The organism is Pseudoalteromonas sp. SCSIO 43210 (assembly GCF_054133285.1).
The window spans coordinates 606,520-630,363 of sequence record NZ_CP087225.1 but is presented as its reverse complement, the minus strand read 5'-3'; the positions used below and the strand labels follow the sequence as shown (position 1 = coordinate 630,363).

Below are 23,844 nucleotides of genomic sequence, written 5' to 3'. Positions count from 1 at the left end.
AGTAACTAATATTAATTAAAATATAAAAAGGATGGAGTTTAAATTTTTTAAAATAATGAATAAGCATTAAAAACACAAAAAATTGGTATACCAAAAAAAATACAATTTAAAAATTTGCATAAACAAAAATACTGGTCTAGTCTTTTTTATAAATACAACGCTAACATTGGTTGACCAATTAAGCATACTTACTTAAAGTAAATATAAGATAAAAAATCACTTAACAATGGCAACATAGAAAATGCTCTAAACATGAAACTTCGTACCCGTTGCATTAATAAATTAAGCAATGGGTAAATGGTTTAATAACAAGGTAAAAAATACAGGTTCAAATGGGGAGTTAACGCAGCAAGTGAATTATTCATGTGGCTCGAACGGTCAATGCTTTAAAAAATAGATACTAATACACTTAAGCAAGCCTTAACCTGTACATGAAGTTTATTAAGAAAATAAAAAATTCAGTTATCACTTTCATACATTTCACCTATTTTAGTGAGGTATTAAAACTTATTTATCTTTCGAGGTTAAATATACAGCAATGTATTTTTTAGGCAGAGCCTATGGTGTGTGATTATTTCCCCTAAATAGGCGATAACACAACATAAATACCACACATTATCAGCCCTTTGAGTTCGCCCTAGGCCGATTGACTCTTTGTTTTTTGTCTATATGACTATAGTTAAGGTGTATGTTCTGGACACAGAAGCTTTGCTCGGCTTCTACTCATTTTGTGTAGATGTAAGACAGTAGGGTAATGCTGGAGCTTTTACTAAATCACCTTGAACTCTGGATAATAAATCTATCTCAAGCAGTTATTTTCAGCGCTAACTGCATTGAATTTATACCAATTCACTTAATTAAGTGACCTGTTTTTTAGGTAAAAACCATGTCGATAACAAACAAAAAATTAGTTATTTAGTTGTTATAACTAATTGTTCTTACATGACTCTACCTTCTGTAACCATGTAGTCGTATATCAGATATTTTTAACACAATTAGCGTCAGATTTAATCCCTCAAATTGATTAAGCACTATTGCGGATTGGTATCATACACCTCGATAATACTCACTTTCAAAAGACATTAAAAAAGGCAAGCATCTATAATGCTCGCCTTTTATTTATGGTTATGCAGCTAATTACTCTTGAAAGTAAGTGCCCCAACCGTCATATTCTACTTCACATTCGACGGCTAATTGCGCTAATTTATCAACGTCTTCCATTATCACGTCTACATCAAGTTCAGCTTCAACAACGATGTCAAAACTCCAAATTTTACTGCCATCTTCAAGCTCAAGCTCTGCAGGCTCTTCAACATCGTAACCCAATTTGAACGCAGCAAGGGCTGCTTGTTCCAATTTAGGGAAATCTTCACACACAAAGTGGTGCTCTACTTCATAAAGTATTTCAGGATCAGATCCGTCTTCGAGTAATGAAGATACAATGTCTTCACTTATTTCACGCCAGTTTTCCATTATTTATCTCTCACTTGAGCATCTAATTCAGTTATTTTAGCAGCCATAATATTGTGTACATTTTGGGCGTGCTCGCGCGCGCTAATACTTTCATCAAGTGATATAGGCGCTAACATTTCAATGTAGATTGTACCATTATCCCAACGATTTAGCTTAATGGTTTTATGTGTTGTATTCATACACACTGGGACTATCGGTACTTCAGCACTCATAGCAGTATGAAAAGCCCCTGTTTTGAACGGTAGCAACCCTCTTCCATAACTGCGTGTGCCTTCGGCAAATACCCAAACAGACAACCCATCTTTCTTTATTTTTTCAGCAGCTTTCGAGATTGTACCTGCTGCTTTTGAACGATTTGCCCGATCAATTAAAATATTACCCGAAAGCCAATAAAGCTGACCAAAAAATGGAATCCACTTTAAGCTCTTTTTGCCTAAACTTACGCAGTTTTTGGGCACCATTGCTGGCACTGTAAATAAATCGTAGCTATTTTGATGATTAGCAACATAAACGGCAGGACCAATATCAACAGCATCTTTATGACGTGTTAAAACTAATTTAACACCAATCATTTTAGCCATTGAGCCAAACCAGCCCGCTATAATGTGTACGTTATTGGGATGAAATGGCCTTACTAACGACAATAGTAAGCCAAAAAAACAACTCAATAGTATAAATAGCAGCATAATAAAAATACGTATAACAGCGAGCAAATCGGCTTCTCCAAAAATCAGTTACAACTATTATAGCGTTATTTTGTGACACAAACGAGACAATAGCGCACAAGTGTACGCTGAAAAACTTTAAGTGCTTTATTTTAAAACAAAAACGGCCTGCAAATGCAGACCGTTTCTAATTATACAAAAAGTAATTGATTACTCTTCGTTAATGGCTTCTATTGGCTCATCATCTTGAGGAGTTAGCTCAACAACGGCTTCGTCAACACGCTGTAAGCCACGTGGTAACTTATTACCACGACGACCTCGCTCACCATGATAATGCTCTAAATCACTTGGTTTAAGTGTTAGTTTACGCTTACCAGCATGAAGCGTAACACTGCTTCCTAATGGCACAACAGCTAGCACTTTTACAAACTCTTCACGGGCTTGTACTTTAGCACCTGGTATAGAAATGATTTTATTACCTTTACCCTTACCTAATTTTGGTAAGTCTCGCAGTGGGAATAAAAGCATTCGACCTTCGTTAGAAATAGCCATACAGTAATCGCTAGCAACATCGTTCACCCTAATAGGAGAAAGTAATATGCCACCTTTAGGAACACTTACCAGCGCTTTACCATTTTTATTTTTACTCACTAAATCTTTAAAGTCGGTAATAAAGCCGTAACCTGCATCTGACGCCATAAGTAAGACTTGCTCGTCTTCACTCATTACCACGTGCTCAAAATTAGCACCTGGTGTTAAGTTAAAACGACCTGTCATTGGTTCGCCTTGGCTACGCGCCGAAGGCAGACTGTGCGCATCGGTTGCAAATGCCCGCCCTGCTGAATCTAAAAATACAGCCGGTTGATTGCTCTTACCCCGAGCCGAGGCTCTAAAGCCATCACCTGAACGATAATTTAAGCCTTGTACATCTAAATCATGGCCTTTACCAACGCGTGCCCAGCCTTTATCTGATAGCACAACAGTGACTGACTCTGATGGAATTAAATCTTTTTCGTTAAGTGCTTTCGCTTCTGAGCGCTCAATCACTGGCGAGCGACGATCGTCACCGTACATTTCAGCGGCTTCTTGAATTTCTTTTTTAAGCAGTGTCGACATACGACGTTCTGAGCCAAGTATTTGCGCTAATTTATCACGCTCTTTGGCTAGTTCATCTTGCTCACCGCGAATTTTAAACTCTTCAAGTTTTGCTAAATGACGAAGTTTTAATTCTAAAATAGCTTCTGCTTGTGTATCAGTTAAATCAAAGCGCTCCATTAGTACAGGCTTTGGTTTATCTTCACTGCGGATGATTTCAATCACTTCATCAATATTTAAAAAGGCGGCTAATAAACCTTCTAAAATATGCAAACGCGCTAATACTTTATCTAAGCGATACTGCAAACGACGGCGCACTGTTTCGCGTCTAAATGTTAGCCACTCACTTAAAATACAGCGCAAGTCTTTAACTTGCGGGCGGCCATCTAGGCCTAGCATATTTAAATTTACGCGGTAATTTTTTTCAAGATCGGTGGTTGCAAATAAATGCGCCATCAATGGCTCAGCTTTAATGCGGTTTGAGCGTGGAATAATTACAATGCGTGTTGGATTTTCGTGATCTGATTCGTCACGTAAATCGGCAATCATTGGTAATTTTTTAGCGTTCATTTGCGCTGCAATTTGCTCAAGTACTTTACCACCAGAACATTGATGCGGCAGCGCTGTAATAACGATATCGCCATGCTCTTCGGTGTAAACCGCACGCATTTTGATTGACCCACGACCGGTTTTATATATTTTATGAATATCGGCTTTTGGGGTAATTATTTCAGCATCTGTTGGGTAATCTGGTGCATGTACAAGCTCAAGTAATTCTTCAAGCTCTGTTTTTGGTTTATCAAGTAATAAACAACATGCACTAGCCACTTCACGTACGTTATGTGGCGGAATATCGGTTGCCATACCTACGGCAATACCCGTTATACCGTTGAGTAAAATATGCGGTAAGCGAGAAGGCAGTACTACTGGTTCATCCATTGTGCCATCAAAGTTTGGTGTCCAATCGACGGTGCCTTGGCCAAGCTCTTTTAATAGTACTTCTGAAAACTTAGATAAACGCGCTTCGGTATAACGCATTGCTGCAAACGATTTAGGGTCATCTGCCGCGCCCCAGTTTCCTTGTCCATCTACCAAAGGGTAGCGGTAAGAAAACGGCTGCGCCATTAATACCATCGCTTCGTAACATGCACTGTCGCCGTGTGGATGGTACTTACCGAGTACGTCACCCACAGTACGAGCTGATTTTTTGTACTTGGCATTAGCCGACAAACCCAGTTCGCTCATCGCATAAATAATACGACGCTGTACTGGTTTTAAACCATCACCTACATGCGGTAAGGCGCGGTCCATGATCACGTACATGGAATAATTTAAATAGGCGTCTTCGGTAAAACGCCCCATTGTTTGTTGCTCAATTCCTTGCATTAGCAAGGTATCTGTATCACTCATTAAAGCTTACCTAGTTTTTCTTATAGCTTACACGGTAGATTACATTGGCGTAATCATCGCTTACTAACAGACTGCCGTCACCTAATTCTGCAAATGCAACAGGGCGTCCAAATGTTGTTTCGTCTTTCATAAAGCCAGTAATAAATGGCGTATATTTAGTTACGCGACCTACTTCAATTGTTGCTAGCCCTACTTTATAACCTACCTTTTTAGAACGGTTCCATGAGCCATGTTCAGCAACAAATAATTGGTGCTTATAACTTGCTGGAAATTGCTTAGCGTTATAAAAATGAATACCTAGTGGCGCTACATGCGCAGGAAGCGCAAGTGCTGGCGACGTGTAATCGGCAATGTTTTTACCTTCACCAAACTCAGGGTCAATAATCGCACCGGCATGAACATACGGAAAACCAAAATGCTCACCTTCTTGCGTTGCGCGGTTTAATTCATCAGGTGGAATATCATCGCCCATCATGTCGCGACCGTTATCACTAAACCATAGGGCTTGAGTCGCTGGATGAAAATCAAAACCCACTGTGTTTCTAACGCCCTTGGCTATTGTTTTTATTTGTTTTGTTTCTACATTAAGCGCAAAAATACGGCCAAAACGCTCATCTTCAGCACAAATATTACACGGCACACCCACTGGAATGATTAATTCTCCCGTTGGTGCAAAACGTAAAAATTTCCAACCATGATGACGCTCACTCGGTAATGCGCCATAAACCACATCAAACTTTGGCTCTTTTAATTGGGTATCAATATTTTTAAAGCGAATAATACGATGCACTTCGCCTACATATAAATCGCCATCTTTAATCGCTATGCCGGAGGGCATGTTTAAGCCTTTAGCAACAACAATTTTTTTATCTGCTACGCCATCGCTATTATGATCAATAAGCGCGTATACATTGCCCGCTTTACGAGAGCCAACATACACAATACCTTTTTTTGAAACAGCTATTTGACGCGCATTTTCTACATCATTTGCAAATAAACTTATTTCAAATCCCGGTGCTACGGTGAGCTTATCGAGTATATTTTTAGCCATTGCAGGAGCAGTAGTTAGCCCAAGTAATAGCAAACTTCCTAGTAGTTTATTCATTCATATCTCCCAGTATTAAACACAGGCGATCAAACTTGCGCCTTGTTACCATGATCTTCTAACCATTGACGACGATCCGGCGATCGTTTTTTAGCAAGCAGCATATCCATCATTTCCATGGTTTCTATTTCTTCATCAAGCGTAAGCTGTACTAAACGTCGTGTATTTGGATCCATGGTTGTTTCGCGCAATTGCAGTGGGTTCATTTCACCCAGACCTTTGAATCGTTGCACGTTTACTTTTCCGCGTTTCTTCTCTGCTTCTATACGCGCTAAAATAGCGGTTTTTTCGCCTTCATCTAGTGCGTAATAAACTTCTTTACCAATATCTATTCTAAATAATGGCGGCATTGCAACATACACATGCCCTGTTTTTACTAACTCTGGAAAATGGCGAACAAACAATGCACACAATAGTGTTGCAATGTGTAGTCCATCCGAGTCTGCATCGGCCAATATACAAATTTTATTGTAGCGCAGTCCCGACATATCGGTTGATTCTGGATCAATTCCCAGTGCCACTGAAATATCGTGTACTTCTTGTGATGCTAATATTTGGCCTGATTCGACTTCCCACGTATTCAAAATTTTACCACGTAGCGGCATAATTGCCTGAAACTCACGGTCTCGCGCTTGTTTAGCAGAACCACCAGCAGAGTCACCTTCCACTAAAAACAATTCGGTACGATCGTTATCGGCAGCGCTACAATCGGTTAGTTTACCTGGTAATGCAGGGCCTGCAGTAACTCGTTTACGTACCACTTTTTTAGCTGCACGCAAACGGCTTTGCGCGTTTGAAATACATAGTTCAGCTAATAATTCTGCAGTATCGGTATGTTCATTTAGCCATAAACTAAACGAATCTTTTACAACACCCGATACAAATGCGGCACATGAACGTGATGAAAGTTTTTCTTTGGTTTGCCCTGCAAATTGTGGATCTTGCATTTTAACTGACAATACATAACTACAACGTTCCCAAATGTCATCAGGCGTTAGCTTTACACCACGCGGGAGTAAGTTTCTAAACTCACAAAATTCACGCATTGCTTCAAGTAAACCTTGGCGCAGACCATTTACATGTGTACCACCTTGCGCGGTAGGAATAAGATTTACGTAACTTTCAGCTATTGATTCTCCACCCTCAGGTAGCCATACAACAGCCCAATCAGCGCCTTCAATAGAGCTTTTAAACTCACCTACAAACGGGTCTTGTGGTAATGTTTCAAAACCTTTAACGGCTTCAATTAGGTAATCTTTTAAACCCGTTTCGTAAAACCATTCTTGAGTTTCTTTCGTTTGCTTATTAACAAACTTAATACGCAGACCTGGGCATAAAACCGCTTTGGCTTTTAATAAATGATTAAGCTTGGTAATTGAATAGTTTGGTGAATCAAAGTAGCTAACATCAGCCCAAAAACGCACTGTAGTACCCGTATTGCGTTTACCGACGGTGCCTATGACACTCAAGTCTTCTACTTTATCGCCATTTTCAAATGCCATTCTGTATTGCTGGGCGTCACGCCTTACGGTTACTTCTACGCGCGTAGATAGCGCATTCACTACAGAAATACCCACACCATGTAAACCACCCGAAAATTGATAGTTTTTATTAGAAAACTTACCACCTGCGTGTAATTTAGTGAAAATTAACTCAACCCCAGGAATACCTTCCTCAGGGTGGATATCAATAGGCATACCACGACCGTCATCGCTCACTTCAAGTGAGTTATCTTCGTGGAGTATTACGTCGATACGTGTGGCATGACCAGCCATAGCTTCATCGACACTGTTATCGATAACCTCTTGGCCTAAATGATTCGGGCGTACGGTATCGGTGTACATCCCTGGGCGTCTTTTTACCGGATCTAATCCATTAAGTACTTCAATGGCTTCGGCGTTATAATTTTGATCACTCATAGTTTTTATCTTTATATGCGCTAAGGCTATGCTTAGCTAGTTTTACGTGATTTTAAGAAAATCTACAATACTGGTAAAGGTGTTATCAAAACCTGTATAGCTATGATCGCCACCAAACTCTACCCGTTGTTTGCATTGTGAATAATAGTTTATTGCATGTTGAAAATTAAGCACTTCATCGCCGGTTTGCTGTAATAAATACAGCAACTCAGGGTATTTTAGCTTATCTACAGACAGTATTTTTAAGGCATTTATATGACTGCTATTTAAATCATAATGATAATCTTGGTAAGGATTATAGTTTGGCCCAAGTAACGCTTGTAATAAATTGTATGGTGCTACCGCTGGATTAATAACCACTGCAGGAATTTGATAACGCTGCGATAAATATGTGGCAAAAAAACCACCTAACGAGCTCCCTAATAATACTGTATTAGGTGTTAGTAATTGCTCAAGCTTAATGATAGCTTGTATAGGCTCATGGTTTAGGCACGGTACACAATAATCAACGTCATAGTGTGCCATAAGCTCGCCAAAGCGCACAGCTTTATATGACTTATGTGAGCTATTAAAACCATGAATATAAATTACCCGTTTAGCCATACTACTTCCGTTTTCATGCCTATTTTATCTTTTTCTGTATCTATATAAAGCATTCTATAAGCTGGGCCGCAGTTTTGCTGTTGCCACTGCGCACTGTATTTTTTAAACTGCGTAGAACTCGCCGGTGTTGCAAACACGCTTAACTCTCTATAACTTTGCTCATATTCATTATGAACGTGACCATGGAAAACCCCAATAATATTACCACTATTTACCAGTACATTTAATAATTGAGGCCCATTTTCGAGCATGTGCTTATCAAGGTAGCCATTTATTGGTAACGGATTATGATGACAAAATATGATCTTTTTACTGCTTGATTGAACCAAACACTCCGTTGTTTCATCTAAATGCGCGCCAGTCACCCACCCAGCAGGTGTAGGACCTTTCGAATTAATAAGTAGTAACTCAATGCCGCTTGCCGCTATGTGTTTGGCACTATTTATTTGCCCACCACTTATACGGTTAAGCATTGTTATCTCATCGTGATTACCTGGCAACCAGAATACGGGACATGTTAATGCACTTTTATGTATCAGTTCACTAAACAATAGGTAAGACCCAAAGCTGTGATCTTGTGTTAAATCACCACCAAATATCACACAATCAAGTGGTTTTTGAGCCATGTGTGCTAGTGCTTGTTCAAAATGCGATGCAGTGTTTACTCCAAAGTACTCACCGTCTTTATCGGCAAATAAATGGCAATCGGTTACATGCGCTATGCGCAGCACCGATTTATTAAATGTATGTTTATCATCAAACCAAGCCATTATTTACATCCCAATTAAGGGTCGCTTGTCCGTGTTCAACACAGGCAACAAGCCAATCATATAAAAAAGCGTTAAGTTGGTATTTTTCATCTTTTTGATGCATTTTAGGGTTAGGATACCCATAAGATGGCTTTATCCTTTGATGATAATCGTGATGAATAATCTCAGCTACTTTAGCGTCATGATACAATCTAACCGTTAAGTAAAGCGGTGCTATGCCTTTAACCATTCCTGTTAACTGCTTAATTGAAATATCCATAGTGTATTTTGCACTACCATCAATTTTTGTAGCAAACTCACTGTTGCCAAGTTTTACTTCACGAATGCTTCCTATATTGCGCTCGCTAGGCAGTAATTTTAATAGTCGCACATAATTATGCTCGCAAAGCGTTAAATACTTTGGGAGGCTTTGAATATATCGTTTTGTTGCTAATCGTGCTGTCAAAGTACCACCATAATATTAGTAAGAATTTATGCCCATTTACTTGCCATCTTTTCGCGATTAAGTGCAAGCCATTGCATACAGATAACCGTTGCTGCATTATCCATTTCACCGTTATTGAGGCGAATTAAGGCATCATCAACCGTTAATATATGGGTTTTTATGTCTTCACCTTCCGTTTCCAGCCCATAAACACCCGACTCTATTTGGCTTAAATCAGCGCGTGCTAAATACAAATGTAGGCGTTCAGTTGTGCCACCAGGGCTTGATAAGTATGAAAGCATAAACTCCAACTCATCTAACTCAAGCCCAGCCTCTTCAAATGCTTCTTTTTTAACGACTGCTTCATAATCATCACTACCATCGGTCATGCCAGCAATACATTCTAGCAGCCATGGCGAGTCCTTGCTTTTAATAGCGCCAATACGTATTTGCTCAATTAAAAGGATGGTGTCTGATATTGGGTCGTACGGCAATACAGCAATAGCATCACCGCGTTCTAATATTTCGCGACGAATAGTTTTTGATTTTCCACCTGCAAATAATGCGTGTTCGAACTGATATAAGTTCACCTGAAAAAAACCTTTATAGAGATTTATTACTGGTTTTATTTTCACATCTTTATGTGTAAATTTAACCAAACTTTTATTTACCATGCATCGACTTCCTGTATATCTAAACGATTAAAATGCGTTAATATATTCTGTTACATTTGAACATGCGGTTTTACAAATTTTTTTTTTTTTATTAAGTAAAACAGGTTAACATGCTTTTAGTATAAAAATTGTCTAAGGACTGAACCCATATGAAAAAGAACATTCTTGCGGCACTGATTAGTTTATCATGTGCACTAGGCTCAACAGCAGCTAATGCTGAAGATTTACTAAACGTTTTTGAAATAGCGACAGCTAATGATCCTACCGTTTTAAAGGCAAAAGCCCAAGCAGATGCACAATCTTACGAAAGTGATCGTGCTATGAGTGCATTATTACCTCAAATTGGTTTAAGCATGGGTTACAAAAAAACTGATTCAACCACTTATAGACAATCTGAAGATTTGTCGGCTATTAATCAGTTTAATACTGATAACGATGAGTTTTCTCGAGGCTTAAGTTTAAGTCAAACTTTATTTGATTTAGGCGCTTGGAACTCATTAGATATTGCAGATAAACAAGCTCTGCAAGCAAGCGCGCAATACGATGCAGCTAAGCAAAACTTAATTGTACGCGTTGCTGAAGGTTATTTTAACGTATTAAGTGCGGTTGACAATCTTGAGTTTATAGAAGCCGAAAAACGTGCTATTGAACGCCAACTTGAACAAACAAAACAACGCTATGCGGTAGGCTTAACAGCTATTACAGACGTACACGAAGCACAAGCACAGTTTGATAATTCAGTAGCTCAAGAGATTATTGCAAGCAATGCAGTAGAAACAGCCCGTGAGCAACTTCGTGAAATCACGGGTAAGTACCATGCAAAATTAGATTTTTTAAATACCGATACTTTCTCTACAACTAAGCCAGCTAAACTTTCTTCAGATTTTGTTAAAGTCGCTGAAAATAAAAATATTAGTTTACAAGTATCCAAAGTAACCGTTGATATTGCAAGAGATCAAATTGAGCTAGCTAAAGCGGGGCATTACCCAAAACTAACTCTAAACGCCAGCTATGGTGATACTCTAACTGATACAACAACAAACAATTTGAGTTTCAATAACCGCCCGCGTGAAGATTTATCCTCGGTCGGTATTAACTTCAGCGTCCCACTCTACTCGGGTGGTGCAACGGTTGCAGCAACTAATCAAGCCCGTGCATTTTACGTAGCTGCAAGTCAAGATTATGAAACAAATTACCGTGCTATAACACGCACTGTTATTACATCCTACAACCAAGTTGTTTCAGACATTGCAACTTACAAAGCACTAGAGCAAGCGGTTGTTTCGGCCCAAAGTGCGCTTAAAGCAACTGAAGCAGGTTTTGAAGTAGGCACACGAACTATTGTTGACGTACTGGTTAGTACACAAAACTTATACAATGCAAAGCGTAACCTTGCTGATGTGCGTTATAGGTATGTACTCTCTACCCTTCGCTTAAAACAAGCAGCAGGAACATTAACAAGTGAAGATTTAGTGGCAATAAACCAAGGGTTAAAAGCCGCTTAAATTACACTTTTTGTAATGTAAAACTAGAAAAGCCAGCGACATTGCTGGCTTTTTGTATTTTATAGCGCTTAGCGTTAAACTAGCATTTTTATTTATAGAGAGTTTTTTGTGGTTACCTCATCTCCTTTTAAAGCATCTTTTTTAGGTCCTCGATACTGGCTAACGTGGATTGGCGTTTTATTCTTATATTTACTCTCTTGGTTGCCACAAAAACTACAATTAGCCATGGGTAAACAGCTGGGGCGTTTAGTTTATAAATTCATGAAACGCCGTCGCCATATTGCACAGGTAAACATTAAACTATGCTTTCCTGATATGAGCGAAGCAGATCAAAAAGACCTAGTGCTCAAAAATATGGAAAATACAGGAATTGCGATGGTCGAGACCGGTATGGCTTGGTGGTGGCCGCAATGGCGTGCTCAAAAAGCATTAGGGTCCTTTAAAGGGCTCGAACACTTTGAGCGGGTGCAAGCTTCTGGCAAAGGCGTATTATTACTTATTCCTCATGTTTTACATCTTGAAATGGCTAGTCGCATAATGGGATTAGCGTGCCAAGGAGTTGGGTTTTATCGTCCTCATAACAACCCATTGATGGAATACTTTACAACCAATGGACGCCTCCGCTCTAACGAATATTTAATTGGTCGTAAGGACGTAAAAGGTCTATTAAAAGCATTAAAAAATAAAAAAGTTTGTTATTACTTGCCTGATCAAGATTACGGTCGTAACCGTTGTGAGTTTGTTCCTTTTTACGCAGTACCCGATACAGCAACCACAACAGGCACACTGATGTTTGCTGGTAGTAAAAACTGCGAAACAATGAGCTTAATCACGCGTCGTGACGACAATGGTAAGTATCACTTAGAAATACTACCTGAGCTTGAAGATTTCCCAAGTGGTGACGATAAAGCGGATGTAATACGTGTAAATCAACGTATGGAGCGTTCAATTAACGCGGCGCCTGAGCAATATATGTGGCTCCATCGCCGTTTTAAAACGAGACCAGACAAAAATACCCCTTCTTTTTATAAGAAGTAGCAGTGGAATAACACTAAATACAAAAAGTGAGTAGAGATTATGTGGTTTTGGGTTAAACATTTATCATTTGCTGCAGTATTAATTATACTGGCTATCTATTTTTTATTCAGTGATGGGCCAACATTTGATATTAGAGATTCTAAAAATGCGGCAGCTGAAGGGCTATCTCGCTTTTATTCATCCATCCGTAATCAAGTTCAAAGCAATAAAGAGCGAGATCAATTTGTACTCCAACTCAAAAAGCCAGATCAGACTCTTGATCGCGTGTTAGCGGAGCGAGGCCGAACGGTTGATCCTATGCCAACTAGCTGGACGGGCGGAATTGAGCCCAGACGTTTTGAAAGTGGAACAACGTTAAAAAAAGCACTTTCTCAATATGCTGATAATGAGGGTCTTGCGCTTTATTGGTATTTAAGTAAAGACTACGTAGTAAAAGATCATTTTAGAGTCGACAGTAATTTCACCTCTGCATTATATCAAGTAGGCAGAGCTATTAATGATGACTTTGAATATGAGGTCTACACTTATTTTTGCCACAAGCAACGTGCCGCAATAATTACTGAAAAACCGTCTGAATTTGTACGTGCTAACTGCTTAAAATTAAACATTTAACCACTTAAAATAAAAACCCAAGCTTTAGCTTGGATTTTTAAATTTAACTTAACGCAAAAATGCTATTCCAAATATGTGTTACATGAGTAATATCATTCTGGAATGCTTCTCGTGATACTAATTTACCTTGCTGATCTAAGCTCAGTACATGGTAGCAAGAACGATAATCAATATATGCTTTGACCAACTGCTGCTTTTGCTCTTCAGTAATACAACCAATTTTAGCAGCCTCAGTTAAAATTCTTACGTTGTCAGAATAAACTATTAGCTTTTCAAATTTATGAGCATGTTTGAGCACTATATATTGCGTAATAAATTCAATATCAGCCATACCACCAATATCTTGCTTTAAGTCAAATTGATCAGTATTTCCTTTTGCTAGATGATCACGCATTTTTTCACGCATTTTTATAACATCATCTTTTAGTGTTGTAGCATCGCGTTGTTGACTCAGTATATTTTTTCTAATTTCTAGAAAGCGTTCAACTAGCTCATCTTGACCTAAAATTAAGCGAGCACGAACAAGTGCTTGATGTTCCCACGTCCATGCTTGAGTTTGCTGATAATGATTAAAGCTTTCAAGGTTGATCGCTAGCAACCCTGATGCACCTTCAGGTCGTAAGCGTGTATCAAGCTCATATAAAATCCCCGATGCGGTACGTGTATTAAATAAATGCATTAGGCGTTGTGCGAGTTTTAGATAAAACTGCCTTGAATCAATTGGCTTATCGCCATCAGTTTGACTAGAACCGTCGTGGTTATGTACAAAAACTAAATCAAGATCTGAATCGTAACCCACTTCAAATCCCCCTGTTTTACCGTAAGCAATTACGGCAAACCCTTTATTTTCATCGTCAGTGCCCGGCGGCATGCCAAAACGCTTAACCGTATTATGCCATGCAATATTAACAGCTTGATCAACAATCGCTTCGGCCAGTGCTGTTAAGTGATCGCTTACTTTCATAACATCAATTACTCCAGTAGCATCAGCTGCTGCGATACGTAATTGATGTGTTTGTTTGAACTGCCTTAGAGATTCCATTTGTAGTTCTAAATCATCATGTTCAATGCGTAAGAAATATTGCCTTATTTCATATTTATAAGCAGTTAAAGGGGTCGGCTTATACAAAACTGCAGGATCAATAAGCTCGTCAAGTAAGATAGGATAGCGAGATATATGTTCTCCTATCCATTTGCTATGGCAACACAATAGTACCAGCTGCTTTAATGTTCCTGGGTTTTCGTATAATAATTCCAAGTACGCAGTACGCGAAATAATTTTATTTAGTATTTGGCAAACCATAGAAAATGCTGCACCACTGGCGTTAAAATTATTTAACTGTTTTAGTAAAGCTGGCATTAATTTATCGAGAATATCGCGCCCCCGATTACCTATTTTTGCCTTTGATATACGTTGTTTAAAATCTTTTAATGGTAATTGCCAATCATCTTTTGGCTCATTTAAAAAACTAATATCACCATGATCCCATGCACTCACAAATGCCCCTTCACTTGTATCTAAAGGCTCAGTTTCTTCACCAATCACCTGTGTAAATTCGTTATGTATTTGCTGCATGACGTGATCTATTTCAACCAATGTTGCGCCAAAATCATCCTGTTCTAATAAAGTATTTAGGCGTTGCTGGTTTAACTCATCATCCGGCAATGTTTGTGTTTGCTGATCGTCGAATATTTGCAAGTACTGTTCAACTTTACGTAAATAAAGATAATTATTCTCAAGACCTTGCGCTTCAAGCTCATTAATAACTTGGTTAACCGTTAACTCCTTTAACGCTTTAAGTAATGATTGCGTTTGTAAGTTAGCTTCTCGTCCACCTCTTACCATTTGCAACGCTTGAACAATAAACTCAACCTCTCGAATACCACCACCACCTAGTTTGATATTATTAGTTAAACCTTTTCGCCGCACTTCTTGGGCAATCATTAACTTCATTTTTCGTAGTGATTCAATCACTGAGAAATCAATATAGCGACGATATACAAATGGCTTTAAAAGCTGATTAAATTCATCCCAATACTGATTAGGTGTGCCAATTAAACGCCCTTTTAACATGGCATAACGTTCCCAATCTCGTCCTTGCTCTTGGTAATAGTCTTCAATTGCGTTAAAGCTCATAACAAGTGGGCCACTTTCACCAAACGGGCGAAGTCGCATATCAACCCTAAATACTTGCCCGTCACCGGTCGTTTGATTTAGCGCTGCAATTAGCTTTTGTGCCACCTTTGTATAAAATATTTGCGCCTCTAAGTTTCGACGTCCACCTTGTGTTTTAACACTGCGGGGATAAGCAAAAATAAGATCTATGTCTGATGAGTAATTAAGTTCTTGCCCCCCTAGCTTACCCATACCAAGTACCATTAATGGCATTGCTCGGTTACCCTCATCTAAAGGTTCGCCATTAATTTTAGCAACGTGCGTATGCGCCCATTGATTCGCACTTTCTATCAATATATCAGCAAGCTGACTAATGTATTTTATGCTATCAGCAATTGGGTGATTACAGCATAGATCTAAAAATGCGACCTTAAGCCAGTACTTCTCTCGAAACTGACGAAGTATCTTATGGCATTCATTTTCATCTATCTCAGCTAAATTTCTATTTTCAAAAGGAGAGTTAATAATTCGGCTTTGTATTTCGTCTTTGCATGTTAGCCACTCTTTTAAGTCTGGCTGGGATCTTAAACTACGCCACGCAAAGTCACTTAATCCGAGTAACTTTACAATAACGGGCTCTTTATTTTGCTCTGGGTACAACTGCTCAAAGCGCATTAAGCCAAGTTTTTGTAATTGAATAGGAAGTTGCTTTACGTTACTCATCAATACTCTCTTTTATATCATCAGTAACCGTACTAGAATGATTAAAACCTAGAAAGGTTAACTCTACTTAGGAATACCATGTCTTATTTGTCATTATCTAACACTAGTTTTGTTGCGATTGCTATTAGTTTTGCGGTTATTTGCATAACTATATTTTGCCTACGAGTCGTAACTCAAATTAAAGCAAAACAAGCGCTTAAAGATGAACTTGCGCAGCACGATAACTTTGCAATGGGGATTAGTTTTGCCTCTGAAATATCAGTTGTTATTGCAACTATGGCTTTTTTGTTTGATGAAATTAGCGTAAGTACTGCGCAATCCAACCCTTTAAAAGTGATTGCACTAATTATTCTACTGTTTATTTTTATCAAAGCGGGACACTTAATTCATCGAAAATGGATTCTCCATCGTTTTAATGAAGAAGCCGCTATATTAAAACAAAACGTATGTGCTGCATTAGTCGATTCAGGTATGTTAATCGCTAACTGCATTATGACTTTAGGGCTTTATACATGGACCCATACACAAGGTCTAAGTAACTTGCTAATTGCTTTTGTTAGTTTTTTTGTCCTGCAAGGTATGTTCGCTTTTGATAGTAAAATCCGCGAGTACCGCTTTGCAAAAGCGAATCAAGGAGCTTCATTACAGAGCAACTTTAATTTAGAGAACACCTCGATAGGGATACGCTATGCTGGTAAGTCGATTGGTTTAGCACTCGCTGTGTATGCTGGTTTATCCAGTGCTGAATTTCAAAATGGTAAAATGGTAGAAAATTTATTCACTCTCGTCATGCACTGCGGTGTAATGTGGATATTACTGTATGCGCTTACTTTTGTAATAAAAGTTATATCCTTACCTAATATTGATACAGCGCTTGAGGTTGATCATCAAGATAACATAGGGATTGCTTGTATTGAATTTGCTGTTTTTTGTGCTATTGGCTACTTGCTAATTAGCATGTTTTCTATTTAGCCTCCCTTTGACTGAAAAGGTTGGCCAGCGTACTAGATTGCTATGATATTAAAATTTATTTAGCGCTTGGAAAAATAAGGTGAATTTACACATCAATAGTGGGCTTACTGCACGTGAATTCAACATCGTTAATGTTGAACTCAGCTGTGTAAGATAAATTGACTATTTTTGGCTCAAGTTATTTTTCAGTGAGTTCTTTAAATTAAACAGCTATAAACGATCTACTTTTAATTAAGTTTGTATACACTGACCTAAATACGATGGGGACTTATGCCATTCCAAGTGACTAACTATTTATTAATAGACATAGATAAAGAGTTTAGCCGATCATTTGCTGAGCATTATTTTAATAGTGAACGACGAAATACATCGAGCCCCTTAGTCATCGCGGGTTCTAATATGCGCCAATTAGTAAAAATGATGTTTGATGAGCTTATAAAAGACTATTGCTATTGCGATTTTGAAAACGAAATAAGCGTTTCTGAACTTGCCAGCTACTTGCATGAGCATCACAGTATCGAAGGTATTTTACTAAATAAAGTCGACTACTTACTGGCCGATGATGCACAGCGATTTATCTATAACTCTTTGCATAAAAATCGCATTTTAGTTAGCCAAGATGAAAATGGTTTTAACTTTTGCCCACTAACAGACCAAAGCCACTCAAATCATCTATCTTGCCACACCGATATAGCGGAAACTCCTTTGAACCTAGTTGAGTTAACAGAACAACTTAATAGAAAATAAATAATTGCACCAAGCTCACAGCTTACTTACCATAGCGGTATATAACTTTTATGCGCTAACCTATAAGTGACATTACATGCGAGTTCCTCATATTTATCAAAAATCTAACATTATTTTAAATACCCCCGTTTCGTTAGATGAAGACGCTGCAGGCCACGTTGGCCGTGTACTTCGTATGAAAGTAGGCGAAAATGTGTCTATTTTTAATGGCGAAGGCGGCGAATACCTTAGTGAAATAATTGAAGTAACTAAAAAAACAGTTGTAGTAATGCCATATGAATTTAATGCTCATGATGTTGAATCACCCTTAAAAATTCATTTAGGTCAGTGTGTTTCACGTGGCGATAAAATGGATTTTACGATTCAAAAATCAGTTGAACTAGGGATTACCGAAATTACGCCTATTTTTAGTCAGCGCTGTGGCGTAAAACTAATGGGTGATCGCCTTGAGAAAAAACACCAACAATGGCAAAAAATCGCAATTGCAGCAGCTGAGCAGTCAGGACGTAACTTTATACCAATCATTAATCCACCGATTGATTTAAAACAATGGCTTGCACAACAAACCAATGCAATTAAGCTCACACTCCACCCTCGTGCTGAGCACGGCATTAAAACCATTACAGTACCTAAAGATGGCGTGCGCTTTTTAGTCGGTCCTGAAGGTGGTTTTACCGATGATGAAATGGCACTAACTAAGCAACTAGATTTTGTAGATATTCGTTTAGGCCCGCGTGTTTTACGAACGGAAACGGCCGCTTTAACGGTCTTAAGTGCATTACAGCTTCAATTTGGCGATTTAGCTAATTGAAATAACTAAAAGCACCCTCATATAAACAGTAACATTTATAGTAAGGCACAGCGCATGGCAATTAAGTTAGGTATTATTTCAGATCCTATTAGTGGATTTAACATCAAAAAAGACACCGGTTTTGCAATGATGATGCAAGCGCAAGAACGCGGCTACGAAATTTATTATATGGAGATGGATGATTTATCTCTTCGTAAAGGTAAATCTTACGCTACGGCGTCTAAAGCGCAAGTATTCAACAATGCAGAAAAATGGTACGAGCTTGAAGAAAAAGCCACTATAGCCCTTGCCGACCTTGATGTAATTTTAATGCGTAAAGACCCTCCTTTTGATACTGAATACATTTACGCGACGTATATTTTAGAGCGTGCAGAACAAGAAGGTACGTTAATAATTAACAAGCCACAAAGCCTTCGCGATGCTAATGAAAAGCTATTTACAGCATGGTTTAGCGAACATACGCCAGATACCCTGGTTACACGTAGTCAAAAACAAATTCGTGAGTTTTTAGCCGAGCATAAAGACATTATTTTAAAACCACTTGATGGCATGGGTGGCGCATCTATTTTCCGCATTAGAGAAGACGACGCTAATATTGGTGTAATTTGTGAAACGTTAACCGAACACGGCAGTCGCTTTGCTATGGTGCAAAATTATATTCCTGAGATCAAACAAGGCGACAAGCGCGTATTGGTTATTGATGGCGAAGTCATTCCGTATTGTTTAGCGCGTATACCGCAAAATGGTGAAACACGCGGTAACTTAGCTGTAGGCGGTCGAGGCGAAGCGCGTCCTCTTAGCGAATCAGATTTAAAAATAGCGCAAGCTGTTGCACCAACGCTTAAAGAAAAAGGCTTAATATTTGTAGGCTTAGATATTATTGGCGATAAATTAACTGAAATTAACGTCACTGCACCAACGTGCGTGCGCGAAATTGAAGCTGCTTATGATATTTCAATTACGGGTATTTTATTTGACGCAATTGAGAAAAAACTAGGTAAATAAGCACATACCTAATCGTTACTTATAGCTTTTTTCGCATTAAAAATTAATGCAGTAACTGCTGCATTAATTTTTAATGATATACATAAGCTTATTTAGTTTTAAAAACATAGGTATATGCCATACTCAAAGTCCACTAACTTAAAAGGGTGAAATCTATGCAGTCATTAGAAAATCATTTTTTAATCGCGATGCCGTCGATGCAAGACCCTTTTTTTAAACGTGCCGTTACCTATATTTGTGAGCACAATGAAGATGGGGCTATGGGCTTGGTGATCAACCAACCTATTAATGTTACCGTTGGCGAACTACTGGACAAAATAGAAATAGATAATGATAAAACCCAGCAAGCTGCACAAGTTGCTGTATATGCAGGTGGCCCGGTTAAAACCGATCGAGGCTTTGTACTGCATTCTCCAAAACTGGGTTACACCTCAAGTCAAAAGCTCAGTAGTGACATTATGATCACTACATCTAAAGATGTACTCGCAAGTTTAACAACCGCACAAGCACCCGAGCAGTTTATCATTACCTTAGGTTATTCAGGTTGGGAGCAAGGTCAACTAGAGCAAGAACTGCTTGATAATAGTTGGTTAATTATAGAAGCTGATCCGAAGATCATTTTTAATACGCCCGTTGAAAAACGATGGGAAAAAGCGGTTTCAATGCTGGGCTTTGATATAAGCCAACTAAGCCCTGAAGCCGGTCACGCATAGTAATTTTAATTATTTAAAACTTAAACAAGACAAACATGACAAAAAAATCGCTTAAGCCGCAAGGCGAACGCACTGTAATGGGCTTTGACTTTGGCACCAAAAGTATTGGTATTGCTATTGGGCAAGAGTTAACCGGCAGTGCGTCTAGCCTTAAGGCTGTAAAAGCACAAGATGGCATTCCTAACTGGGACCATATCGCCGTACAAGTAGCCGAGTGGCAGCCTGACTTAATGGTTGTTGGTTTACCGCTAAATATGGATGGGACTTCACAAGAAGTAACCTTTAAAGCTAAAAAGTTTGCTAACAGGCTGCATAACCATTACGGCATTCCTGTGCAAACGCAAGACGAGCGCTTAACAACAGCCGATGCTAAAGCTCGTTTATTCGAGCAAGGCGGCTATAAAAACTTGGGTAAAGGTAATGTAGATAATATGTCTGCGGTTATTATTTTAGAAAGTTTTTTTGAATCTAGTTACGGTGAATAATAAGGCCGTATAAAATATAAAAGCGCCAACTTGGCGCTTTTATATTTTTCATTTAGCATTTAGTAATTACTGTCTTTTCCATCTAAACCATCTATCGTTACACCTTGTAAAAAACCAGCTCCTTGTTGTTCATTATTACGTAGTTTAATCATCAAACGTAAATCATTCGGCGAGTCAGCATGGTGCAGCGCATCAGCATAGTTAATTGATTGTTGTTTATAAAGTTCAAATAATGCTTGATCAAAAGTTTGCATGCCCATTTCTTTCGATTTTGCCATCGCCTCTTTAATACCACCAATATCACCATTTTTAATGAGCTCTGCAATCATCGGCGAGTTAAGTAGTATTTCGATTGCTGCAACACGACCTTCACCATCAGAAGTAGGTAATAACTGTTGAGCAATAATAGCGCGCAAATTTAGCGCTAAATCGTATTTAAGCTTATCGTGCTTTTCTTTAGGTACTAAATGCATTATTCGATCAATAGCTTGGTTAGCATTATTAGCGTGTAGTGTAGCAACACATAAATGACCTGTTTCAGCAAAGCTAAGTGCATATTCCATGGTTTCTTGTGAGCGTATTTCACCAATCAAAATTACATCGGGTGCTTGGCGCAACGAGCTTTTGAGTGCTGATTCAAAACTTTCTGTATCAAGCCCTACTTCGCGCTGAGTAATAATACTTTTACGATGTTCGTGAACAAACTCAATAGGATCTTCAATTGTTAAAATGTGACCACGTTGATGACGATTTCTATAACCAATAAGCGCCGCTAAAGACGTTGATTTACCCGTCCCTGTACCACCCACAAATAACACAAGCCCACGCTTAGACATAATTACATCCGTGAGCGTAGAAGGCAGACCTAACTCTTCTACATCAGGTATTTGCGTAACTATTCGACGAATAACCATACCGGCTCTATCACGCTGCCAAAAGGCAGAAATACGAAAACGCCCTTCATCAGTTGCAATCGCAAAGTTGCATTCTTTAGTTGCGTGATACTCCGCTTTTTGCTTTTCGCTCATAGCAGACTCAACAAGCTCGAGCGCTTCTTCATCAGTTAACTTTTCATCACCTAAGTGGATAAGTTCGCCATTTATTTTAGCGCTTACAGGTAACCTACTTGATACAAATAAATCAGAGCCTTTTTTCTCAATCATTAACAGTAAAAAATGATTTAAAGATAACGTCATAATAGTTCCTTAACCGCCAAATTGTGTTTTGTCTTGTGCTTTTTCTTTAGCTGCAACGTTACTAACAATACCGTGATTAACTAAGTTTGTTAAACACTGATCCATTGTTTGCATACCCACGGATGCGCCAGTTTGGATAGATGAATACATTTGCGCTACTTTATCTTCACGAATTAAGTTACGAATAGCAGGCACTGCAATCATAATTTCATGTGCAGCGACTCGCCCACCACCCACTTTTTTAAGTAATGTTTGTGAAATTACTGCGCGTAATGATTCAGACAACATTGAACGGATCATTGCTTTTTCTTCACCAGGAAATACATCGATAATACGGTCAATCGTTTTTGGTGCTGAAGTGGTGTGTAGCGTACCAAATACCAAGTGCCCGGTTTCGGCTGCGGTCATTGCAAGACGAATTGTTTCTAAATCACGTAGCTCACCGACTAATATCACATCAGGGTCTTCACGCAGAGCACTACGTAACGCATTTGAGAAACTATGTGTATCGCGATGCACTTCTCGCTGGTTAATTAGACTTAATTTATTATCGTGAACAAATTCAATTGGATCTTCAATTGTTAAAATATGATGATGTTTATTTTGATTTATATAATCTACCATCGCGGCAAGTGTCGTTGATTTACCCGAGCCCGTAGGCCCTGTAACCAGAACTAGTCCTCGAGGAGTATCAGATATCTTTTTAAAAATTTCTGGCGCACCTAAATCATCAAGCGTTAACACTTCACTTGGTATGGTACGAAACACTGCTGCTGGTCCGCGATTAGAATTAAACGCATTCACACGAAAGCGTGCTAAATTAGGTACTTCAAACGAAAAATCCACTTCGAGGTTTTGTTCGTAGTCCTTGCGTTGATTGTCGTTCATAATATCGTAAACCAGACTGTTTACGTCTTTATCTTCTAATGCAGGTATATTAATGCGACGAACATCACCGTCTACGCGTATCATAGGTGAAACACCCGACGATAGGTGTAAATCGGATGCTTTATGTTGCACACTAAACGCTAATAATTCGGTAATATCCATTTATGACTCCACAACTAACTGATAAATATATGGTTACAATAGCAGAACGACTCACATCCGCCTACGCTAGAATTGCAATGGCAGCAAAAAATGCACAGCGAAATAACAACGAAATAACCTTGCTGGCAGTGTCTAAAACGAAACCAAGCGAAGATATAATTGCAGCTTACAAACACGGCCAGCGCGAATTTGGTGAATCTTATGTTCAAGAGGCTATAGATAAAATAGCTCAACTACAGTCATATAGCGACATCATTTGGCATTTCATTGGCCCTATTCAATCCAATAAAAGTGCCTTAGTGGCTGCCAATTTTGACTGGGTGCAAAGCGTTGATCGCCTAAAGATAGCGAAACGATTAAACTCCCAGCGCCCAGGCGATAAAGCGCCTCTAAATGTACTTATTCAAGTAAATATAAGTAATGAGGAAGCAAAGTCAGGTTGCCACCGCGATGAAATAGATGAACTTGCCGATTATATAAACCAATGTGAGCACCTAACACTTCGAGGTTTAATGGCAATTCCTGCTAAAAGCGACAAACTGGATACACAAATTCAATCTTTTGAGCAATTGCAAACTTGCTTTGATAAACTAAAGACCCAATATCCTCAAGTAGATACTTTGTCGATGGGTATGAGTAACGATGTTGAAGCTGCCATTAGTGCAGGTTCAACCATGGTGAGGATCGGCACAGACATTTTTGGAACACGAACTTAAAAGGTGATAACAGATTT

22 protein-coding genes are annotated in these 23,844 nt (G+C 38.8%); 10 read left to right on the top strand and 12 right to left on the bottom strand.

All coding sequences use genetic code 11. The annotated features are described in order from the left end of the window. Positions 1–1,137 precede the first annotated feature (1,137 nt). The 9 genes from rraB to LOS73_RS02665 form a co-directional block, all read right to left on the bottom strand. On the bottom strand, positions 1,138–1,473 hold the full coding sequence (rraB, locus tag LOS73_RS02705) for a ribonuclease E inhibitor RraB (RefSeq protein ID WP_007376503.1): 336 nt from the start codon (positions 1,471–1,473) through the stop codon (positions 1,138–1,140). Continuing rightward, positions 1,473–2,186 carry a 1-acylglycerol-3-phosphate O-acyltransferase gene (locus LOS73_RS02700; RefSeq protein ID WP_007376504.1) on the bottom strand — a complete coding sequence of 238 codons (714 nt, stop codon included), beginning with the start codon at positions 2,184–2,186 and terminating at the stop codon, positions 1,473–1,475. The genes rraB and LOS73_RS02700 overlap by 1 nt, the downstream gene beginning before the upstream one ends. Before the next feature lie 162 nt (positions 2,187–2,348). Further along, positions 2,349–4,643 (bottom strand): DNA topoisomerase IV subunit A, encoded by a 2,295-nt coding sequence (gene parC / locus LOS73_RS02695; protein ID WP_007376505.1) that lies wholly within the window; start codon positions 4,641–4,643, stop codon positions 2,349–2,351. A gap of 10 nt (positions 4,644–4,653) precedes the next feature. After that, the gene (locus LOS73_RS02690; protein ID WP_033031388.1) at positions 4,654–5,748 is read right to left on the bottom strand and encodes a PQQ-dependent sugar dehydrogenase; all 1,095 of its coding nucleotides are present in this window, start codon (positions 5,746–5,748) and stop codon (positions 4,654–4,656) included. Between the two features lie 29 nt (positions 5,749–5,777). Next, entirely contained in the window at positions 5,778–7,667 is a 1,890-nt protein-coding gene (gene parE / locus LOS73_RS02685; RefSeq protein ID WP_008136372.1) for a DNA topoisomerase IV subunit B, read from the bottom strand. Positions 7,668–7,709: 42 nt separating this feature from the next. After that, entirely contained in the window at positions 7,710–8,270 is a 561-nt protein-coding gene (locus LOS73_RS02680) for a YqiA/YcfP family alpha/beta fold hydrolase (protein WP_457934439.1), read from the bottom strand. Continuing rightward, the gene (locus tag LOS73_RS02675; RefSeq protein ID WP_149606888.1) at positions 8,255–9,040 is read right to left on the bottom strand and encodes a metallophosphoesterase; all 786 of its coding nucleotides are present in this window, start codon (positions 9,038–9,040) and stop codon (positions 8,255–8,257) included. The genes LOS73_RS02680 and LOS73_RS02675 overlap by 16 nt, the downstream gene beginning before the upstream one ends. Next, positions 9,027–9,485, bottom strand: a complete 459-nt coding sequence (locus tag LOS73_RS02670; protein ID WP_007376510.1) for a DUF1249 domain-containing protein — start codon at positions 9,483–9,485, stop codon at positions 9,027–9,029. Before LOS73_RS02670 ends, LOS73_RS02675 begins: the two co-directional genes overlap by 14 nt. Positions 9,486–9,511: 26 nt before the next feature. After that, on the bottom strand, positions 9,512–10,138 hold the full coding sequence (locus LOS73_RS02665) for an NUDIX domain-containing protein (RefSeq protein WP_033040848.1): 627 nt from the start codon (positions 10,136–10,138) through the stop codon (positions 9,512–9,514). Between the two features lie 149 nt (positions 10,139–10,287). On the opposite strand from LOS73_RS02665, the gene tolC reads away from it, so the two are divergent. The 3 genes from tolC (at position 10,288) to LOS73_RS02650 (ending at position 13,293) form a co-directional block, all read left to right on the top strand. Continuing rightward, the gene (gene tolC / locus LOS73_RS02660; protein ID WP_033031395.1) at positions 10,288–11,643 is read left to right on the top strand and encodes an outer membrane channel protein TolC; all 1,356 of its coding nucleotides are present in this window, start codon (positions 10,288–10,290) and stop codon (positions 11,641–11,643) included. 108 nt (positions 11,644–11,751) lie between these two features. Then, positions 11,752–12,681, top strand: coding sequence for an LpxL/LpxP family Kdo(2)-lipid IV(A) lauroyl/palmitoleoyl acyltransferase (gene lpxL, locus LOS73_RS02655; protein ID WP_007376513.1), 930 nt, complete (start codon positions 11,752–11,754; stop codon positions 12,679–12,681). Positions 12,682–12,720: 39 nt separating this feature from the next. Then, the gene (locus LOS73_RS02650; protein ID WP_007376514.1) at positions 12,721–13,293 is read left to right on the top strand and encodes a toxin co-regulated pilus biosynthesis Q family protein; all 573 of its coding nucleotides are present in this window, start codon (positions 12,721–12,723) and stop codon (positions 13,291–13,293) included. Between the two features lie 43 nt (positions 13,294–13,336). Here LOS73_RS02650 and glnE read toward each other — a convergent pair whose 3' ends face one another. Continuing rightward, the gene (gene glnE / locus LOS73_RS02645) at positions 13,337–16,132 is read right to left on the bottom strand and encodes a bifunctional [glutamate--ammonia ligase]-adenylyl-L-tyrosine phosphorylase/[glutamate--ammonia-ligase] adenylyltransferase (RefSeq protein ID WP_457934438.1); all 2,796 of its coding nucleotides are present in this window, start codon (positions 16,130–16,132) and stop codon (positions 13,337–13,339) included. A 78-nt stretch (positions 16,133–16,210) separates the two neighbouring features. On the opposite strand from glnE, the gene LOS73_RS02640 reads away from it, so the two are divergent. From LOS73_RS02640 to ruvX, 6 genes are all read left to right on the top strand, one after another. Beyond that, entirely contained in the window at positions 16,211–17,104 is an 894-nt protein-coding gene (locus LOS73_RS02640) for a DUF350 domain-containing protein (protein WP_457934437.1), read from the top strand. A gap of 270 nt (positions 17,105–17,374) precedes the next feature. Continuing rightward, positions 17,375–17,851 carry a hypothetical protein gene (locus LOS73_RS02635; RefSeq protein ID WP_007376517.1) on the top strand — a complete coding sequence of 159 codons (477 nt, stop codon included), beginning with the start codon at positions 17,375–17,377 and terminating at the stop codon, positions 17,849–17,851. A gap of 76 nt (positions 17,852–17,927) precedes the next feature. Then, a complete protein-coding gene (gene rsmE, locus LOS73_RS02630) occupies positions 17,928–18,662 on the top strand; it encodes a 16S rRNA (uracil(1498)-N(3))-methyltransferase (protein WP_457934436.1) in 735 nt (244 codons plus the stop codon). Between the two features lie 54 nt (positions 18,663–18,716). After that, positions 18,717–19,667, top strand: coding sequence for a glutathione synthase (gene gshB / locus LOS73_RS02625; protein ID WP_007376519.1), 951 nt, complete (start codon positions 18,717–18,719; stop codon positions 19,665–19,667). Positions 19,668–19,822: 155 nt separating this feature from the next. Then, complete coding sequence (locus LOS73_RS02620) at positions 19,823–20,380, top strand: YqgE/AlgH family protein (protein WP_007376520.1); 558 nt, start codon at positions 19,823–19,825, stop codon at positions 20,378–20,380. 35 nt (positions 20,381–20,415) lie between these two features. Next, positions 20,416–20,865 (top strand): Holliday junction resolvase RuvX, encoded by a 450-nt coding sequence (gene ruvX, locus LOS73_RS02615; protein ID WP_457934435.1) that lies wholly within the window; start codon positions 20,416–20,418, stop codon positions 20,863–20,865. A gap of 59 nt (positions 20,866–20,924) precedes the next feature. Here the strand turns inward: ruvX and LOS73_RS02610 are convergent, their stop codons facing one another. Then, positions 20,925–22,061, bottom strand: coding sequence for a PilT/PilU family type 4a pilus ATPase (locus LOS73_RS02610; RefSeq protein ID WP_033040501.1), 1,137 nt, complete (start codon positions 22,059–22,061; stop codon positions 20,925–20,927). Between the two features lie 9 nt (positions 22,062–22,070). Continuing rightward, positions 22,071–23,111, bottom strand: coding sequence for a type IV pilus twitching motility protein PilT (locus LOS73_RS02605; RefSeq protein WP_008136622.1), 1,041 nt, complete (start codon positions 23,109–23,111; stop codon positions 22,071–22,073). A gap of 2 nt (positions 23,112–23,113) precedes the next feature. Between LOS73_RS02605 and LOS73_RS02600 the strand changes: the two genes are divergently transcribed. Further along, entirely contained in the window at positions 23,114–23,827 is a 714-nt protein-coding gene (locus LOS73_RS02600) for a YggS family pyridoxal phosphate-dependent enzyme (protein ID WP_149614638.1), read from the top strand. The last annotated feature ends 17 nt before the right edge of the window (positions 23,828–23,844 follow it).

Coding starts and splice junctions, on each gene's coding strand:
- LOS73_RS02610 (WP_033040501.1), bottom strand. CDS start 22,061: ATGACGTTATCTTTAAATCATTTTTTACTGTTAATGATTGAGAAAAAA.
- tolC (WP_033031395.1), top strand. CDS start 10,288: ATGAAAAAGAACATTCTTGCGGCACTGATTAGTTTATCATGTGCACTA.
- gshB (WP_007376519.1), top strand. CDS start 18,717: ATGGCAATTAAGTTAGGTATTATTTCAGATCCTATTAGTGGATTTAAC.
- parE (WP_008136372.1), bottom strand. CDS start 7,667: ATGAGTGATCAAAATTATAACGCCGAAGCCATTGAAGTACTTAATGGA.
- LOS73_RS02600 (WP_149614638.1), top strand. CDS start 23,114: ATGACTCCACAACTAACTGATAAATATATGGTTACAATAGCAGAACGA.
- parC (WP_007376505.1), bottom strand. CDS start 4,643: ATGAGTGATACAGATACCTTGCTAATGCAAGGAATTGAGCAACAAACA.
- LOS73_RS02640 (WP_457934437.1), top strand. CDS start 16,211: ATGTCTTATTTGTCATTATCTAACACTAGTTTTGTTGCGATTGCTATT.
- glnE (WP_457934438.1), bottom strand. CDS start 16,132: ATGAGTAACGTAAAGCAACTTCCTATTCAATTACAAAAACTTGGCTTA.
- LOS73_RS02665 (WP_033040848.1), bottom strand. CDS start 10,138: ATGGTAAATAAAAGTTTGGTTAAATTTACACATAAAGATGTGAAAATA.
- LOS73_RS02620 (WP_007376520.1), top strand. CDS start 19,823: ATGCAGTCATTAGAAAATCATTTTTTAATCGCGATGCCGTCGATGCAA.
- rraB (WP_007376503.1), bottom strand. CDS start 1,473: ATGGAAAACTGGCGTGAAATAAGTGAAGACATTGTATCTTCATTACTC.
- LOS73_RS02690 (WP_033031388.1), bottom strand. CDS start 5,748: ATGAATAAACTACTAGGAAGTTTGCTATTACTTGGGCTAACTACTGCT.
- LOS73_RS02680 (WP_457934439.1), bottom strand. CDS start 8,270: ATGGCTAAACGGGTAATTTATATTCATGGTTTTAATAGCTCACATAAG.
- LOS73_RS02635 (WP_007376517.1), top strand. CDS start 17,375: ATGCCATTCCAAGTGACTAACTATTTATTAATAGACATAGATAAAGAG.
- LOS73_RS02650 (WP_007376514.1), top strand. CDS start 12,721: ATGTGGTTTTGGGTTAAACATTTATCATTTGCTGCAGTATTAATTATA.
- LOS73_RS02605 (WP_008136622.1), bottom strand. CDS start 23,111: ATGGATATTACCGAATTATTAGCGTTTAGTGTGCAACATAAAGCATCC.
- LOS73_RS02675 (WP_149606888.1), bottom strand. CDS start 9,040: ATGGCTTGGTTTGATGATAAACATACATTTAATAAATCGGTGCTGCGC.
- ruvX (WP_457934435.1), top strand. CDS start 20,416: ATGACAAAAAAATCGCTTAAGCCGCAAGGCGAACGCACTGTAATGGGC.
- rsmE (WP_457934436.1), top strand. CDS start 17,928: ATGCGAGTTCCTCATATTTATCAAAAATCTAACATTATTTTAAATACC.